This window comes from Sphaerisporangium sp. NPDC005288 (assembly GCF_040607475.1).
GTDB lineage: Bacteria > Actinomycetota > Actinomycetes > Streptosporangiales > Streptosporangiaceae > Sphaerisporangium > Sphaerisporangium rhizosphaerae.
This window is the reverse complement of record NZ_JBEXGT010000049.1, coordinates 31,016-47,359: the sequence shown is the minus strand read 5'-3', so window position 1 is coordinate 47,359 and position 16,344 is coordinate 31,016. Positions and strand designations below refer to the sequence as shown.

Below are 16,344 nucleotides of genomic sequence, written 5' to 3'. Positions count from 1 at the left end.
ACGCTCAGTGCCTCTGGTAGTACCTCAGGAACATGTCGACCCCTGTGGTGATGAGGTCATCGGTGAACTGAGGGTCGAGCCTGTCGCCGTAGGCGCTGTGCACAATGTGCGGGTACAGCACCAGCGCGTAGAACTGGATGATCGCCAGCTCCATGTGCGGAATGTCCAGGTCGTCGCGCGCGCTGAGCGCGGCGGCCAGCGGTTCGGCGAAACGATCGGGTCCCTGCTTGCGCCAGGCGCGGCCGAGTTCGGGAAAGCGCCGGGCCTCAGAGGTGATCAGCGCGCGCAGGGCGAGCACCTCGGGCTGGGCGATTCCCTCCACCCACTTGCGGGCGGTGGCGGTCAGGATGTCGCGCAGGTCGTCGCCGGTGCGCAGGCGCTCGTGCAGGGCGTACACGGTCTGGCCGAGCGCCTGTTCGAGCGCATCGCTCACCACCTCGGTGAACAGCTCCTCCTTGCTGGCGAAGTGGTTGTAGACGGTCACCTTCGACACGCCGGCCTCGGTGGCGATGTGGTCCATGCCCGCGCCGAAACCCCGCTCCAGGAACTGTTGTTGTGCCGCGCGCACGATGGCGGCCCGTTTGCGCGCCGCGCGTTCTCCTGACGGGACGCGCCTGCTCGTTGTCGTCACGGCGTCATCCTATCCGAACTGAACTGTACTGTTGAGTTTTAGATGTACTGTTCTGTACAGTTCAGTTCATTGCCCGTGGCCGGTCTCGATCGGCCCTCCCCTGCATGAAGAGAGGCCACGCATGAAGAACGAACTGAAGATCCTTGGAGTCTCCGGGAGTCTTCATCCAGGCCCCAGGGCTGTTCGAGGTCGCAGTGCCGCGACGCTGGCGCTGCTGTCGTTCGCCATGATGATCGTCTCGCTCGACCAGTACATCGTCGTGGTCGCCCTGCCCGATATGGGGCATGACCTGGGCTACTCGGCGCAGACATTGCAATCAGTGGTCAGTGTCTACGCGGTGGCATCCAGTGGGTTCCTCCTGTTCGGGGGCCGCGCGGCGGATCTGCTCGGCCGGCGGCGGATGCTCCTCGTCGGCCTGACGCTTTACGCGCTGGCCTCGCTCGCGGGAGGGCTGGCGACGACACCCCTGATCCAGCTGATCGCGCGTGCGGTTCAGGGTTTCGGCGGAGCGCTGGTCTTTCCGAGCACGCTGGCGCTCATCAACACCACGTTCGCGGAGGGCCGCGACCGCAACCGCGCCCTGGCCGTCTGGGGAGGTTCCGGCGCGGCGGGTCTGGTCGTGGGCGTCCTGCTGGGCGGCGTGCTCACGCGAGCCTTCGGGTGGGAAGCGGTGTTCTTCGTCAACGTCCCGCTCGTGGGCGCGGTCTTCGTCTGGACGCTCTTCCTGATCGACGCCGATCCGCCTCGCGACAGGACGCGTATGTTCGACCTGCCTGGTGCGCTGACCGCCACAGGCGCCATCACGCTGCTGGTGTTCGCGCTTGTACAGGGCCCCGATCTGGGCTGGGGCTCACCGGTGATCCTTGCCGCGGCGGCGGTGGGCCTTCTGCTGGCTGTGGCATTCGTGCTGATCGAGAGGCGTAGTGGTGATCCGCTTCTCCCGCCACGGCTTCTGGTCAACGGGAGCCTCAGGATGGCCGTGGCGATCGCATTCATGTTCATGACCACGTTCGGCTCACTCCTCTACTTCCTGTCGATCTACTTCCAGGATGTCCTCGGCTACGACGCCCTGGAAACCGGAATCGCGTTCCTGATTCCGACCGTCGTGGTGGTCGCCGGTTCGACAGTGGGCGGCCGGGTGGTGACGCTCATCGGCCTGCGGCGCACACTGACCCTCGCCCTGTCGATCGGCGCGGCCGGGGCCGTCGCCCTGGGGCTGGCGACTTCTCCCGACGGCTCCTACGCCACGCTGATCCCAGGACTCATCGCCGTCAGCATCGGCGACGGCGTCATCTTCACGGCCATGTTCATCGCCGCCGCCACTGGAGTGCGTGATCGCGAACAGGGCGTCGCCTCGGCGATCGCATCCACCGGATCAGGGGTCGGAGCCGTCGTGGGGCTCGCGATCCTGGTGCTCGTGGCCAACGCCGGCACCGAAGGACTCCTGGGGGATGGATTACGGGTCGCCATGGCCGAAGGAATCAGCCACGCCATTTTCGTCGTCGCGGCCGGGATCGTGGTGACCCTTCTGATGGCCCACGTTGCGTACGGCAAAGGACACATTCCCCACCACGAGGTCTGACCTGGGGAGATCGCTCCATAGCCGAGGTGCCGCCCGGACCGGAATCTCTGACCACGTGCACGCGTGGCTCAGGGATCCGCCACGACGCCAGTGGCCGTTGCCGGGCGACGGCGTGATCACCCTGCGCGTCGTTCCCGGGCCGGCCGCGACCCCGCGTGACAAAGTGGCCCGTCTCTCGGGACGGTGAGGCACTGGATCAAGGTCTGCCGGAGAACCGCCAGCCACGCGAGTGGTGACCGACGAGCTCACCCGGCGAGGGATCCTTCGCCGGGTGAGAGAAACAGCTGGGGTAAGTCGTCGATGACCAGGCTTCCAGCCCGTACCTCACACGTCAGGAAGTGATGGTTGCCGCTCCTCCTCCGGATCCGGCTCCGCGAAGAGTCCTGCGGCCATGGCCGAGTCCAGGGCGCCGTCACCCGCTGGGATCACGTCGGTATCTGTGGGTCGCGGTTCATCGAGGGCTGAAGCCTCATCCTCAACCTCTTCCGCGAGCGTCGGCAGGACGTATTCCTGGCCAAGTCCCGCCAGATGGAGCGGCAAGGGCAGAGCGAGGGCCTGCGGGTAGTCCGGTGGCTGACGCAGCTGATGCACGGCGAGCGCCAGCGATTCCGGATCGTCACCGTCGTCCTGGTGGCATCCGAGGACGGCGATCTCCACCAGCCCTGGATTCCAGCCTGGGATGTTGGTGTCGATCCTGGTATCGCCCTTGTGCTCGCCGCCGAGGCGAGGGGCCAGCTTGTCAGCCGTGATGGCCGAGGTCTGGAACTGGACGGGCTTAGGGGTGGTGCTGTAGAAGACGCGGCTCGTCCCGTCACACTGGGGCACCCACAGGTGGGACGGCAGTCCGTTCGCCTCGTCCTTCGGGTTGACGCCCCACCACTGAGGGGTCTCCCGGCCCTGCGCGGTCCGCAGGCGGACGAGCCGCAGGTTCGGGTGCAGCCGCCGAGCCGGCGCGTGGCCGTCGCGGATGCGATCTGGTTCCACGTGGCCGTCCTGCAGCCACGTCCAGTGCGAGCGGGCGTTCTGCCCGTGGGCGAGGAGCAGCGTGGGAGCGCCGCGCAGGGAACGCAGCATCTTCTGCAGCCACTCCTCGGTGTCGCGCCGCTGCTGTCCATGGCGCGGTGGTAGCTGCCCCGCTCGCCGTTCTCGGTGCCGGGTACGGCGACTTCCGCGAGCCGCGTCAGCTTCAGCAACAACGCGGGGTAGGAGATCCAGGCATTCGCCTCAGGGTCCCAACCCTGGACAGTGGCGATTCCGCTGCCCGATCTCCGCGGAGTCACGAGCACAGCGATAGGGACGTACGCCGCCCACCGATTGCGTGCCCTGCGATTCTTCCTGACGAGCCAGACCGCGGCGTACCGCATGCCGGAGGGCAGGTTCTCACCAAGGCCATTCGTCCGCTCGCTGAAGGAGGTGCCGCCCGAGGCGTTGAAGAAGGAAGCCCGCAAGCTGCTGACCTTCGTCGACCCGCCCGCGCGTCAGGCCGGCCGAACAACCCTCGAGCCGAGAGTCTCAGCCTTCGCCGTCATATCCGTTGACTCAGTTAATGAGGAGTACCGCTTCTTCCATTGGCACCTGGCTTTTCCAGACGTGTTCATGGTGCGGGACGAAGACATGCCCGGGGAGGCTCCGACCATTGGTTGGACAGGTGGATTCTCGTGCGTGCTGGGCAACCCGCCATGGGACAAGGTCGATTTCAAGGACCAGGAATATTTCAGCGTCGTCGAGCCATCGATCTCCAAGCTCTCGGGTGCTGCCCGACGCGCGAGAATCCTGCAATGGACCGAGGAACGCCCTGAAGCGGGCGACCGTTACCATGCAGCCCGACGCCGGGTGAAGTCCTCGTTCTTGTTCTTCGGGCAGTCAGGCGCATATCCGCTGTGCGGAAGAGGACTCTCCACCAAAGGCGTGAACTCACTCCAGGTCGACCATCTGTTCATGGAACGGTTCGCAGCGATCGCAGCATCCGAAGGACGGTTCGGAGCGATCCTCCCAACCGCCATCGCCACAGGCGCGGGTGCGCAGTTCCTCTTCCAAGACCTAATTCAAAGAGAGGTTGTACGCCACCTGTACGACTTCGAGAACAGCAAGCCACTCTTCCCAGGAGTGCACTCCAGCTACAACTTCTGCCTGCTCTCCCTCACCGGACGCAAACTCCATGAGCCAACCGCGCGCTTCGCATTCTTTCTATCCGACCCGGCCGAACGTGATGATGGGACGCGCGTCTTCACCCTCACCCCGCAAGAGATCTCTCTGGTGAACCCAAACACGGGCACCCTTCCGGTGTTCCGAAACCGCCGCGACGCGGATCTCACTCTATTGATCTACCATCGGATTCCCGCGTTGTGGAATGGCCGAGCCGGGCCAGCGCGCCGAGATCATGCGGGCGCTGCTGGACGAGATGCGCCGGTCGCTGGCCATCGACGTCGAGTACTTCCGGGAGGACTTCGACAGCCTGCAGCGCGCGAGCGAGGAGCGACTGAAGGATCCGTGGCGGCTTCCGAGCCCGCGGATGCCGCTGACGACGACGGTGCGCCCTGGGCCGAGCCTCCCGGTGGCGCGCAGCCTCTTCATGCCGCGGTAGGGGGTCAGCCCGGCGTCCACCAGCGGCGCGAGGAGGTGCGGCTCCAAACCCGCATCCATGGCGATGCGGATGATATGGCGGCCGGGGCTTTCCGTGACAGCGCACCCGCGCGCCGCGGACCATCATCTTCTGGTACTGGGTCCTCGGGGAATCGAACTTTCGGTCTGATCGCCGCATCTTGCAGCCGAGGAGACGGGGGTCGCCCCGGGCTCGACCGCATGCGGATCGGCGGCGAGCCGGGCGCAGGCTCGAGTTCCAGCCGTCGTAGGCGTGGATCGTCCGTTTCCTGTCCTGACGACTCTCGACTGGAAACGAATGTAGGTGATCATGGCCGAGATGCTCGCAGCCCGGCTTCACATCCCCTCCCGCGAGGTGCGCGTGGAGAAGGTGCCGGTGCCTGAGCCCGGTTTCGGGCAGGTCCGCGTCCGGGTGCGTGCGGCCGGCGTGTGCCTGTCCGACGTGCACCTGGCCGACGGAACACTCACCCCCAAATTGCTGGTCGGCGATGTGGTGACGCTCGGCCACGAGGTGTCCGGCGTCATCGACGCCCTCGGTGAGGGGGTGACCGGCTGGACGGTCGGTGACCCGGTGGTCCTGCAGGCCGGAGAGCCCGACCGATTCGGCACCCGCGGCGTGGACTTCGACGGCGGCTACGCCGAGTACACCCTGGCCTCCGTCCGCTCGCTGGTGTCCATCCCCGCCGGCTTGTCGTTCGAGCAGGCCTGCATCATCCCCGACGCCGTCTCCACCCCCTGGGCGGCCATCACCGCCACCGCGGCCGTCCGGCCCGGCGAGGCGGTGGCGGTCTGGGGCGTCGGCGGGCTCGGCGCGCACGCGGTGCAACTGCTGCGCCTCGTCGGCGCGGCGCCGGTGATCGCCATCGACCCGCTCCCAGCGGCCCGGCGGCGAGGGATGAACGCCGGCGCCGACGCCGTCCTCGACCCCGCCGACCCCCAGTTGGGCGAGACCGTCGACACATTGACGAGGGGCCTCGGACTGGACGCCGCCTTCGACTTCGCCGGCGTCGCCCACGCACGCGACCAGGCAATGGCGCTCCTCGGCAGGGGCGGCCGGTTGATCGTGGTCGGCCTGGCCAACGAGCCGCTGACCGTGCCCAGCGACCTCGGACTGGCCCACTTCGGGCAGTCCGTACGTGGCCACTTCGGCTCCCAACCCGACCACCTGCACCAGCTCATCGACCTCACGGCGCGCGGCCGGCTCGACCTGACCGGATCGATAAGCGATGTCCTGCCGCTGACGGAGGCGCAGGCCGCCTTGCACCGGCTGGCCAGTAAAGAAGGCGACCCGATCCGTCTCATCCTGCGCCCCTGAGCGCCGACCGGCCGGGCCGGCCCCCCCCGGAGCCGTCCGCGGGCCGTGCGCGACCGCGGACGGACGATCTCCCGCGCCGGTTTCTCCCAGGCCGGCCCAACGGGCGTGCGGAGATCACCGCGCCGCGCGGTGAGGTCGACGCCGTGGTCCGGGCCGCCGCCGAAAACGCCAGGTCGTCGTCCATCGAGCGCGAGGCCCACCTGTTCGCCCGCCGCGCCGAGCGGTTCCTTACAGAGCTCGGTCCGCCACCAATCCAGTAAGGCTCAACATTTCATCCAGAGCCTGTCCAGTACACACCCCGTACGTTCTGCGAGGCGACGCACCTGACGCAAACGAGATGAGGAGCGAGACCATGAAGGTTCTGATCGTGCTGACCTCGCACGACCAGCTGGGGAACACCGGGCGCAAGACCGGGTTCTGGCTGGAGGAGCTGGCCGCGCCGTACTACCACTTCAAGGACGCGGGGTGGGAGATCACGCTGGCCTCGCCGAAGGGCGGGCGGGCGCCGCTGGATCCGAAGAGCAATGAGGAGCAGTTCAAGACCGACCAGACGCGGCGGTTCGAGGCCGACGCCGAGGCCGAGGCGCAGCTGGCCTCAACGGTGCGGCTGGACTCGGTGTCCGCCGGCGACTTCGACACGGTCTTCTACCCGGGCGGGCACGGCCCGCTGTGGGATCTGGCGGAAGACCCGGAGTCGATCCGGCTGATCGAGCAGATCGCGGCCTCGGGTAAGCCGCTGGCGCTGGTGTGCCACGCGCCCGGAGTGCTGCGGCACGCCAGGAATCCGGACGGTACCGCGCTGGTGGCGGGCCGTCGGGCGACCGGCTTCACCGACAGCGAGGAAGAGTTCATGGGCCTGACCCAGGTCGTGCCCTTCCTGGTCGAGGACGAGCTCATCGCCAAGGGCGCCGACTTCTCCAAGGTCGGCGACTTCCAGCCGTACGTGGTGACCGACGGCCTGCTCATCACCGGCCAGAACCCCGCCTCCTCCGGACCGGCCGCACTCGAACTGATCGCCCTGGCCGACAAGCAGCCGGCCTGACCCCCGAACCATGAACAGGAACCACAGATGAGCACACCCCCCTTCTCCGGCGTGCACCACATCGCCTTCACCGTCCGGGATCTGCAGGCCAGCGTGGCCTGGTACCAGAAGGTCTTCCAGGCCAAGCTCGTGGACGGAACGCTGCCGCACTACGGCCGGGAATGGACCGGCTACGCCGAACTCGTCATCGAGCCCAACACCGGCCTGGCCATCGGCCTGCACCACAACACCGGCAACCAGGGCGAGGAGTTCAACGAGGTCCGCACCGGCCTGGACCATTTCTCCCTGCAGGTCGACGGCCGCGAAGGACTCATCGCCTGGTCCGACTGGCTCGACAGCCTCGGGGTCGCCCACTCCGGGATCCAAAGCGTCACAGAGCCCTTCGTCTACTCCGTGGTCATCTTCCGCGACATCGACAACATCCAGCTGGAGGTGATGGCACCCGGCGTCTGACGCCCGCGCGACTGTCGGCGGTCCTTTGTATCGGAGGCGCAACGCGATCAGCAGATAGAGCCTGGCGAGGGATCAGCGATGTCAGCGCGCCGACCGCGATCAAATGATCCACTCAGGCATGACACCGTACAGGCGGTCGGCTTGCCCTTTCCGCAACGTCTTCCACGGCCCTGCCGACATCGCCACCGGTAGCGGCAGCAGCAGGCATCAGCAGAAAGTTCGTAGAAAGCAGGAACATGAAAGCCAGAAACGTCTTCCGCAAGCTCGGCATGACCGTGGCGGTGGGAGCACTCGTACTGACCGCGACGCCCACGGCGATCGCCGACACGACCCCCACTCCCGCAGCCGGCAAAACCTTCGCCGATTTTCTGCAGCAGCACGACGCCGCTCAAAGGGCCGCCGCCACATGTACAAATGTGTACATCCAGTCCCCGGCCATGGTCCGTTATTGGAGCACCCGATCCGACTCCTCGGGATATACCGGGAGTATGCTCAGTGCTACGTCAACAAGCGTGGGCGGATGGCAATTTTTCCGTGTCTGTCAATTGGGCGGTGGGAACTACTCCTTCAGCGCGTATCAGACAGGTAAGTATGTGAGTGCCGAACTGGACTACCCAGGCGCCGACTATGGCATGCTCCGGGCGCGCGCGGACTCCGTCGGAGACTGGGAGAGGTTCCGTATCGCATGTTCCGGCAACCTCTGCACCATCCAGTCTGCCAAGAACGGCAAATACGTGAGTGCCGAGTATGCCTACGCAGGTAGCGGTTACGGCATGCTCCGGGCGCGCGCGGACTCGGCCGCGGAGTGGGAAAAGTTCTACATCTATAACTATCTGGGGTGAGACCTTCTCGCCTCGCATGATCAACACATCTTGCCCGCGTCGGATCCCTCGGCGGCGCACACGCACGCTGCCGGAGGGATGTCACGTGCTGACGGCTGTTGGATTCCCCCGCTCACCGGACGCGCGTTCTGAGGTCACCCGAGAGAAAAGGCATCTGCCGGTATCCGCTGAAATGAGCGTGCCGCCGATGACCGGCGGGTCGCTGACCAGCAGGTCGGCGCGGACGGAAAGAAGGAGGGTGCTGTTCTCGGACCGTAGACGCCGCAATTGAATTCCCGGTCCGGCAAGGTGACGGAAATATTTTCGGCTGGCCGGGAAGTGAGAACAGCCGCTTCAGGTTGTCCCGTGCCGCGGAGTGACCTCAGCTCGGACGTCCGCGTCGCGGGGGAAAGTCACCGCCCGCGGCCGGGAGTGATCAACCGCCGGTCGGCTCATCCCCGAGCTCTGCCAGGAACCTTTCGGCGCGGCGGGCGAACAGGTGTGCCCCGCGCTCGGCCGACAGCGCGTGGGCTCTCTCGGCGGTGGCCCGGACGACCGCGACGGGCTTGCCGAGAGCCTGCAGCAATTTCGCTCGCAGAAGCAGGATCAGACCTTCTGGATAGCGCTGGCCATACGTGTTGACATAGTGATCGGCCAAGTCCAGGGCCGCGGCTGCCTCCGCGGGTGCTCCGGCCGCGAGCCGCATCTCGCCGAGCAGCCCGTGCCAGGTCGCCACGCACGAGCGCGGTGGGCCGAGGAGGTTCGTGGCGATGAGCCGCTCGGCCTCCGCCGCCGCTCCGGCCGGGTCCTGACCGGTCATGGCCAGTGCCCACCACCGGGCCAGCCGCTGGTAGGTGCCGAGAAAGACGAAGGAGAAGCCGGGATCCACGGCGATCCCCCGCTCGGCCGCGCGCAACGCCGAGGCCGAGTCGCCGACGATCACCGCGGTCCGCACGGCGATGGCGGACCAGATCGTGACCGCGTAGGGGTCGTGGCCCGCATCTGCCTCCAGGGTGTCCAGCAGTGCCCGCGCCGCGTCGGCCTCACCGTGCAGCGCGGAGATCTCCGCGAGCGTTCCGATCATCAGCAACTGCAGATCGTGGCGGACCGGATTGTCCTCGCCCTCGGCCAGGTCGCGAAGCATGGCCTGGTGGGACTCGGTCAGGAGGCGGAAGGACTCCCTGATGTTGCCCAGGTCCCACTGGTGCAGGCCCCAGGCATGCATGCCGTACGCGTACACGATCGGATCGCTGGAGGCCTTGCCCTGATCGAACAGCCGACGCGCTAGCGGGCCGCTTCGGTCGAGCTCGATACCCTGCTGATGCACGACCCAGCGGGAGAAGAGGAAGTCGGTGGCTTCCACTTCCCGGCCGAGGCCACGAGCGAGTTGCTCGGCGCGTTCCAGCAGCTCGGGGATCAGGTCACCGTACATCGAACTCATCCCGAGAACTGCGGTGAGCTGCGACAGCGCGGACAGTTCCACCTCTGCCAGGCCCGCCGTCCGCGCGATCTCCGCGGCCTGTCGCAGGTGCCGCTCGGCGGCCTGGAAGGCGGACTTGGCCGCCGCGTGGCGGCCGGCGCGCACCATGGCGTGCGCGGTACGCGCCGAGTCCGCCAGCGGGCCGGCGGCCCACAGGTGGAAGGCGAGGCGCTCGGCGACGGACTCGCCCTCCGCGTCGAAGTGCTCCAGCGCGTCCGCGACGCTCAGATGCAAGCTGGGTGTCCGCCACAGCGGTGTGGTCCCGGCGACCGACTCGCGAACCAGGTCGTGCGCGAAACGGAACGCGTACGGGTCGTCGGCGGTCGGGCCGAGCAGACCCAGCGCTTCCAGGGGTTCGAGGCGATCGAGGCAGGTCGGGATGTCGAGGCCGGCAGCGCGGGCGAGCAGGGCAAGGCCGACGTCCCGGCCGATGAGCGCGGCGATCTGAAGCAGGCGCTGCGTGTCATCGTTGAGCTCGCCCATCCGGTCCCGGACGACGTCACGCACCGTCGACGGCACCCCCGCCCTGGCCACGGCGTCTTGGGTGAATACGCCTTCGTCGGCGAGCAGCCGCGACAGTTCCCGGACGAAGAACGGGTTACCGCCGGTGCGGGCGTGGATGCTGCGGGTGGCACCGGGAGCGGGGAACTGGTTGGTCTCACTGCGGACGACCTCGGCCACTTCGACGAGGCTGAGCGGGCCGAGGCGAATGCGGCGCTGGCCCGCGACCCGGCTCGTGGCGGCGAGCATGCGCGACAAGTGCGTGCCGGGCGTGGGGGCACGATCGCGGAGCGCGCCGATGATGGCTATGCGGTCCGGCAGCCGGGTCACCAGATGGCCGAAAAGGCGTAGCGACGCGACGTCGGCCCACTGGAGGTCGTCGAAGAGGAGCAGGGCTGGTCGTAGTGCCGAGGTCTCACCGACGGCGGCCACGACCCGTTCGAACTGGCGGAACTGGGCGCCGCTGTCCGGCATCGCCGGTGCGGATCCGTCGTCGTGCGGGTCGACGAGACGGCTGAGTTCGGTGGCGAGCCACTTGTCCCGCGCGGCGGCGGGCAACGCGTTCAGGATCGTGCCGACCGCCTGTACCCATGGCCACATTGACGGTGTCCCATCGCCTTCCAGGCAGCGGCCCCAGACGACGAGCGCCCCGCGCCGGTCCGCCTCGGCGGCGATCTCCTCGAGCAGGCGGGTCTTGCCCACTCCAGGCTCGCCGTCGACGACGACGAGCCCTCTGCCGCCGGCGAGCGCCGACTCGGTCGCCTGCCGCAGCACCGCGAGTTCCTCTGTCCGTCCGATCAGCGGGGCGGCGGACTGCATCGCCGCTGCTGGAGCGTGCTGCCAGGGTGCGGGCGGTTGCCTGGCGGGCTGCCCGTCGGTTATCCGCACGGACTCGGGCGTCACGGTCTCGTTCAGCACCCGCTGTTGCGCGGCCCGCAGCGCGGGCCCGGGATCGATGCCGAGTTCCTCGGCCAGGCGGGTGCGGACCGTCTGGTACACCGACAGCGCCTGTGCCTGTTGCCCGGCGGCGCCCAGGGTGGAGATGAGGCTGGCGTGCACCGGCTCGTGCAACGGCGACATCGAGGTGGCCAGTTGCAACGGCGCGAGCATGCGCTCCGGCTGTCCCAGCGAGATCGCGAGTTCGGCCGCCGCCGTACACGTGGCCAGGAACTCGCCATTCAGCCCTGCGAAAATCGGTATGGCGGTCGGCCCGTAGGCCAGCCCCTCAGCCGCGCGACCCTGCCACAACTCCACGGCCTTCACATAGCAGTCGAGCGCCGCCTCCTCCTGCCGCTCAGCGAGGGTGGCCTGGCCGGCTTGGGCACGCTCGCGGAAGATGGCCAGATCGAGCATGCCGGTTCCGGCCACGAACAGATAGCCGTTGTTCCGGCGCCGCAGGTAAGAGCCGGTTCCACGGATCGGCAGCGCGGGCTCCAGCAGTCGCCGCAACGCGCCCACGTACTTGTGGATGACGTTGACGGCGCTGGCCGGAGCATCGTCGTCCCAGATCAGATCGACCAGTTCGCCCACGCTGACCAGCCGGCCCTCCTGGGCCAGGAGCAACGCGAGCAGGTAAGCCTGCTGGCGGGGACCCACGTCCAGTTCGACACCGCCACGCCAGAACCGCAACGGGCCGAGAATCTGCAGGCGCAGGAGGCTGCCGGATGCTGATTGGTCCTCACCGCCGGGCTCCCTGAAGTGGACTGGCACTGCCACGCCTTTCGACCCCCTGGGATGATGTGGCAGAGAATTGATTGTGCGGGTGACGGTCGCACGTACTCCGACCCTGCGCGGACGAGTTTACGGCCCGAAATTCTTTGAGGATGTCTGTAGCACCGATCATCGGCAGGCCGCTCTCGGCGGGGCCCGTCAGCCTGACGACCCCTGAGCTGGACTACACGGGCACGGGTTACGCCATGCTGCGGGCCCGCTCGACGTCCGTCGGGGCCTGGGAGAAGCTCCGCTGAACGACAGGTATGCCCTTGGACCGCTCAACAAGCTCTTGTGAGATGGCCGGTCTCATTTCGAGCGACGACAAACCGCCCGACGGCAAACCGGTCACCAGCGAAGCCGATAGGCCCGGCGGTCCACGCCTGGCCCCGGGCCGCGGGGCCTCATCCGGTGCCGCTGCTCGGCGGATCGTCCAAGGCGGCCAGAAACTCTTCCGCACGCCGCGCGAACAAGTGGTTGCCACGTGCGGCGGACGCCGTACGGGCTCTGTCGGCGGCCGCCCCGACCTCGGCGACGGGTTTCCCTCTCGCGTGCAGCAGCCGGGCCCGCAGCAGCAGGAGCAATCCCTCCGCGAAGCCTTCGTTGTAGCGATCGAGGTAGGCCTCGGCCTGCTCGAGGGCCGCGGCGGCCTGGTCGAGCGCCCCGGCGACCAGCCACATCTCACAGAGATATCCGATGAAGATCGTGACACTCGCGCGCTGTGGATCGAGGAGGTTGGTGGCGATGAGCCGCTCGGCCTCCGCCGCCGCGCCGGCCGGATCCCGGCCGGTCTTGGCGAGAGCCCAGTACCGGACCAGCCGCTGGTACGTGCCGAGGAAGACAAAGGAGAACTGACGATCTGCGGCGATCCCACGTTCCGCCGCGCGCAGGGCCCGGACCGGGTCATCGATGAACGCCTCCGTCCTCGACGTGTGGGCCGCCCACACCGTGACGGTGAAAGGGTCGTCGCCTGCGGCCTCCAGCATGTCGAGCAACGATCGCGCCCCGTCGACGTCCCCGTGCAGCGCGGTCGTCTCCGCGAGCTTTCCGATCATCAGCAGTTTCAGGTCGTACCAGACGGGGTCCTGCTCGCGCGGGTCGTCGCGGGTCATCAGGATGCGGCCCGCCTCGCTCAGGCAGCGGAACGCGTCCTCGTTGTCTCCTTCGGTGAATTGCTGCAGTCCCCACGTCTGCAGGCCGTAAGCGCGCACGAGCGGATCGGAGGACGTCTTACCCTGCTCCAGCATCCGTCGCGCCAGCGGCCTGCTGTGATCGCGCTCGAGACCTTGGGCATGCGCCGCCCAGCGGGAGTAGAGGAAGACGGTGGCGTCGAGTTCCCGCCCCAGACTCCTGGCCAGGTGCTCCGCTCGTTCCAGCAGATCGACCGCCGAGGTGCCGTACATCGTGAGCATGCCCCTGATCGCGATCAGCTGGGACAGGGCGGACAACTCCAGCTCGGACAGGCTCGCCGCCCGCGCGACCTGCACGGCGGTCCGCAACTGCCGCTCGGCGGCCTCGAACGCCAGCTTGGTCGCGGCCCGGCGGCCCGCGCGCACCAGCGCCGCCACGGTACGGCGCGGATCGGCGAGCGGGCCGGCGGACCACAGATGGTGAGCGACTCGCTCGGCGGCATGGTCGCCGAGCGCGTCGGCGCGCTCGAGCGCGTCGGCCACGCGCAGGTGCAGCCGGGGTGTGCGCGACTGCGGGGTCGTCCTCGCGACTGCCTCACGGACCAGGTCGTGGGAGAAGCGCAGGGAGAACGGGTTCCCAGCCGCGGGTTCGAGCAGGCCAAGCGCTTCCACAGGCCCCAGGCGGTCGAGAGAGACCTGGACGTCGAGGCCGGCGACAGCGGCGAGCAGGCGGAGGTCGATGTCGCGGCCGATGAGCGCGGCGACCTGCAGCAGCCTCCGGGCACCCTCATCGAGGCCGGACAGCCGGTCGCGCACCACGTCCAGCACAGTGGACGGCACTCCGGCCCGAATCGACGCCTCGCCCCCGCCCCCGCGCTCGCTCCCACTCCCACTTCCACTCTCGCCCTCGCCCTCGCCCTCGCCGAGCATGCCGCCAGTGCTGAGGAGCAGCGACAGTTCGCGGACAAAGAACGGGTTGCCCGCGGTCCGGGCGTGGATGTCGCGGACGGTGCCCGGAGTGGGTGCCTGGCCTGTCTCCTCGTATACGAGTTCGGCCACCTCGGCCGGGTTGAGCGGGCCCAGCTGGATGCGGCGCTGGCCGGAGACCCTGCTGACCGCGGCGAGCATGCGCGACAACTCCGTACCCGGCATGGGCGCACGGTCACGCAGCGCCCCGATGACCGTCGCGCCGGCTGGCAACCGTGCTGCCAGGTGGCTGAACAACTGCAGCGAGGTGACGTCGGCCCATTGCAGGTCGTCGAGGACGAGCAGCACCGGCCGCAGCACGGAGGCCTCGCCGATCGCGGCCACGACCTGTTCGAACAGCCGAAACTGGGCACCGCCGTCCGGCATGGCCCGCGCGGCGGCGCCTTCGTCATCCGGGTTGAGCAGTCGGCCGAGTTCGGTGGCCAGCCATTTCTGCCGTGCGGTGGGCAGCGCGTTCAGCACAGTGCCGATCGCCTGCACCCAGGGCCACATCGAGGGCGTACCGTCGCCCTCCAGGCAGCGGCCCCACACGACGAGCGCACCACGCCCATCCGCGTCGGCGGCGCTCTCTTCCAGGAGGCGGGTCTTGCCCACCCCGGGCTCACCCTCGATGATGACGAGCCCTCTGCCGCCGGTCAGCGCTGTCTCGGTCGCCTGCCGCAGCACGGCGAGCTCTGTGGTCCGGCCGACCAGACTTACCGCGGGCGGCTTGGCGGGTGCGATGGTTCGTTGCCAGGGGGCAGGTGGTTGCCCGGCGGGCTGTCCGTCGATCATCCGCACCGGCGGGGCTGGAGTGTTGTTCAGTAATCGCTGTTGCGTGGCCCGCAGCGCGGGCCCGGGATCGATGCCGAGTTCCTCGGCCAGGCGGGCGCGGATCGTCTGGTACACCGACAGGGCCTGTGCCTGCTGCCCGGCGGCACCCAGGGTGGTGATCAGGCTGGCGTGCAGAGGCTCGTGCAACGGCGCGATCGTGGCGGCCAACTGCAACGGCGGCAGCACGCGCTCGGGACGGCCGAGCGAGATGGCGAGTTCGGCGGCCGCCGCGCACGCGGTCATGAACTCACCGTTGAGTCCCGCAAAGATCGACATCGCGGCCGGTCCATGGGCCAACCCCTCGCCCGCGGTGCCCTGCCACAACCCCAGCGCCTCCACATACCCGTCCAGCGCCGCCTCACACTGCTGCCGCGCGACGGCCTGTCCGGCGGCTCGGACGGACTCCCGGAAGACGGCCAGATCCAACATGCCGGTCCCGGCCACGAATAGGTAGCCGTTAGCCCGGCGCCGCAGATAGGAACCGCTGCCGCGGACCGGCCGCGTAGGCTCCAGCAGGCGCCGCAGCGTGCCGACGTACTTGTGGATGACGTTGACCGCGCTGGCGGGAGCGTCGTCGCCCCAGATCAGATCGACCAGCTCGGACGTGCTGATCAGCTGCCCTTCCCTGGCGAGCAGCAGCGCGAGCAGGTATGCCTGCTGCCGCGGACCCGCTTCCAGCTCCTCATCGCCACGCCACAGCCGCAACGGGCCAAGAATCTGCAGCCGCAGGACGCTACCGGCTGCCGCTGCGGCCTCGCCACCCGCTGGACGAACTGGCACAGTCACGCCGGCCGACCTCCTGGACTGCTTGGATGAATCGTCACCGTACGGGCAAGGTCGCACCATCCACCCTGAATGGGACGAGTTTATGACTTCCTTGCCGCAGAGGAAATCCGTTGCTCAAGAGCTACACCCATCTCAAGATTGGCCAGTCATTGCGGTCTGCCGATCGGATGCAGTTGCCCGGCGTCAGCGCGGGGTTCGGGCGCCTTGCCGCTGTCGGCAATGGTGGTGGCCAAGGTGATGATTGCCGCGACGCCGCCGGGAGGCCGGGTCGGACCCGTAGTCTCTGAGCAGGAGCCTGCTGCCCCACATGTCGGGGGTCGCGCTGAACGCGGCAGGCCCGCCGACTCTTCGGCGGGTGGCTTGGGATCTACCGCCGTACACGGTCCGTATACAAGAGCGACCACCGAGCGACCAACCATGATCAGAAACGAGATCCGAGGTCGGCGAAGCCCGAGAAAGATCAGGTCGAACGCGGTATTGGTGAGTAGGGCG

General features: G+C 68.2%; 11 protein-coding genes and 1 pseudogene. 7 read left to right on the top strand and 5 right to left on the bottom strand.

The genetic code is table 11. The features are described 5' to 3' along the window. Window positions 1-4 precede the first annotated feature (4 nt). Window positions 5-631: a TetR/AcrR family transcriptional regulator gene (locus ABZU32_RS34250; protein ID WP_354929007.1), complete on the bottom strand. Its 627-nt coding sequence runs from the start codon at window positions 629-631 to the stop codon at window positions 5-7. A 121-nt stretch (window positions 632-752) separates the two neighbouring features. Here ABZU32_RS34250 and ABZU32_RS34245 point away from each other — a divergent pair, with 121 nt between their 5' ends. Further along, window positions 753-2,213, top strand: coding sequence for an MFS transporter (locus tag ABZU32_RS34245; RefSeq protein ID WP_354929004.1), 1,461 nt, complete (start codon window positions 753-755; stop codon window positions 2,211-2,213). A gap of 324 nt (window positions 2,214-2,537) precedes the next feature. Here ABZU32_RS34245 and ABZU32_RS34240 read toward each other — a convergent pair whose 3' ends face one another. Both ABZU32_RS34240 and ABZU32_RS34235 read right to left on the bottom strand, forming a co-directional pair. Then, entirely contained in the window at window positions 2,538-3,428 is an 891-nt protein-coding gene (locus ABZU32_RS34240) for an RNAseH domain-containing protein (protein WP_354929063.1), read from the bottom strand. Then, window positions 3,374-3,577, bottom strand: a pseudogene (locus tag ABZU32_RS34235) (RNaseH domain-containing protein); the annotation flags it as partial. The gene ABZU32_RS34240 and the pseudogene ABZU32_RS34235, both read right to left, overlap by 55 nt. 986 nt (window positions 3,578-4,563) lie before the next feature. Between ABZU32_RS34235 and ABZU32_RS34230 the strand changes: the two are divergent. The 5 genes from ABZU32_RS34230 (at window position 4,564) to ABZU32_RS34210 (ending at window position 8,466) form a co-directional block, all read left to right on the top strand. Continuing rightward, window positions 4,564-4,797: a hypothetical protein gene (locus tag ABZU32_RS34230; RefSeq protein WP_354929001.1), complete on the top strand. Its 234-nt coding sequence runs from the start codon at window positions 4,564-4,566 to the stop codon at window positions 4,795-4,797. Window positions 4,798-5,133: 336 nt separating this feature from the next. Then, a complete protein-coding gene (locus ABZU32_RS34225; protein ID WP_354928998.1) occupies window positions 5,134-6,129 on the top strand; it encodes a zinc-binding dehydrogenase in 996 nt (331 codons plus the stop codon). A gap of 352 nt (window positions 6,130-6,481) precedes the next feature. Continuing rightward, window positions 6,482-7,171: a type 1 glutamine amidotransferase domain-containing protein gene (locus tag ABZU32_RS34220; RefSeq protein WP_354928995.1), complete on the top strand. Its 690-nt coding sequence runs from the start codon at window positions 6,482-6,484 to the stop codon at window positions 7,169-7,171. A 27-nt stretch (window positions 7,172-7,198) separates the two neighbouring features. Continuing rightward, entirely contained in the window at window positions 7,199-7,624 is a 426-nt protein-coding gene (locus tag ABZU32_RS34215) for a VOC family protein (protein WP_354928992.1), read from the top strand. Window positions 7,625-7,860: 236 nt separating this feature from the next. Beyond that, complete coding sequence (locus ABZU32_RS34210; protein ID WP_354928989.1) at window positions 7,861-8,466, top strand: hypothetical protein; 606 nt, start codon at window positions 7,861-7,863, stop codon at window positions 8,464-8,466. 415 nt (window positions 8,467-8,881) lie between these two features. Here ABZU32_RS34210 and ABZU32_RS34205 read toward each other — a convergent pair whose 3' ends face one another. Further along, window positions 8,882-12,022 carry a BTAD domain-containing putative transcriptional regulator gene (locus ABZU32_RS34205; RefSeq protein ID WP_354929061.1) on the bottom strand — a complete coding sequence of 1,047 codons (3,141 nt, stop codon included), beginning with the start codon at window positions 12,020-12,022 and terminating at the stop codon, window positions 8,882-8,884. A 227-nt stretch (window positions 12,023-12,249) separates the two neighbouring features. On the opposite strand from ABZU32_RS34205, the gene ABZU32_RS34200 reads away from it, so the two are divergent. Next, the gene (locus ABZU32_RS34200; RefSeq protein WP_354928986.1) at window positions 12,250-12,393 is read left to right on the top strand and encodes a hypothetical protein; all 144 of its coding nucleotides are present in this window, start codon (window positions 12,250-12,252) and stop codon (window positions 12,391-12,393) included. Window positions 12,394-12,540: 147 nt separating this feature from the next. Here ABZU32_RS34200 and ABZU32_RS34195 read toward each other — a convergent pair whose 3' ends face one another. Beyond that, entirely contained in the window at window positions 12,541-15,852 is a 3,312-nt protein-coding gene (locus tag ABZU32_RS34195; RefSeq protein WP_354928983.1) for a BTAD domain-containing putative transcriptional regulator, read from the bottom strand. Between the last annotated feature and the right edge of the window lie 492 nt (window positions 15,853-16,344).

Coding starts and splice junctions, on each gene's coding strand:
- ABZU32_RS34245 (WP_354929004.1), top strand. CDS start 753: ATGAAGAACGAACTGAAGATCCTTGGAGTCTCCGGGAGTCTTCATCCA.
- ABZU32_RS34230 (WP_354929001.1), top strand. CDS start 4,564: ATGGCCGAGCCGGGCCAGCGCGCCGAGATCATGCGGGCGCTGCTGGAC.
- ABZU32_RS34225 (WP_354928998.1), top strand. CDS start 5,134: ATGCTCGCAGCCCGGCTTCACATCCCCTCCCGCGAGGTGCGCGTGGAG.
- ABZU32_RS34220 (WP_354928995.1), top strand. CDS start 6,482: ATGAAGGTTCTGATCGTGCTGACCTCGCACGACCAGCTGGGGAACACC.
- ABZU32_RS34215 (WP_354928992.1), top strand. CDS start 7,199: ATGAGCACACCCCCCTTCTCCGGCGTGCACCACATCGCCTTCACCGTC.
- ABZU32_RS34210 (WP_354928989.1), top strand. CDS start 7,861: ATGAAAGCCAGAAACGTCTTCCGCAAGCTCGGCATGACCGTGGCGGTG.
- ABZU32_RS34200 (WP_354928986.1), top strand. CDS start 12,250: ATGTCTGTAGCACCGATCATCGGCAGGCCGCTCTCGGCGGGGCCCGTC.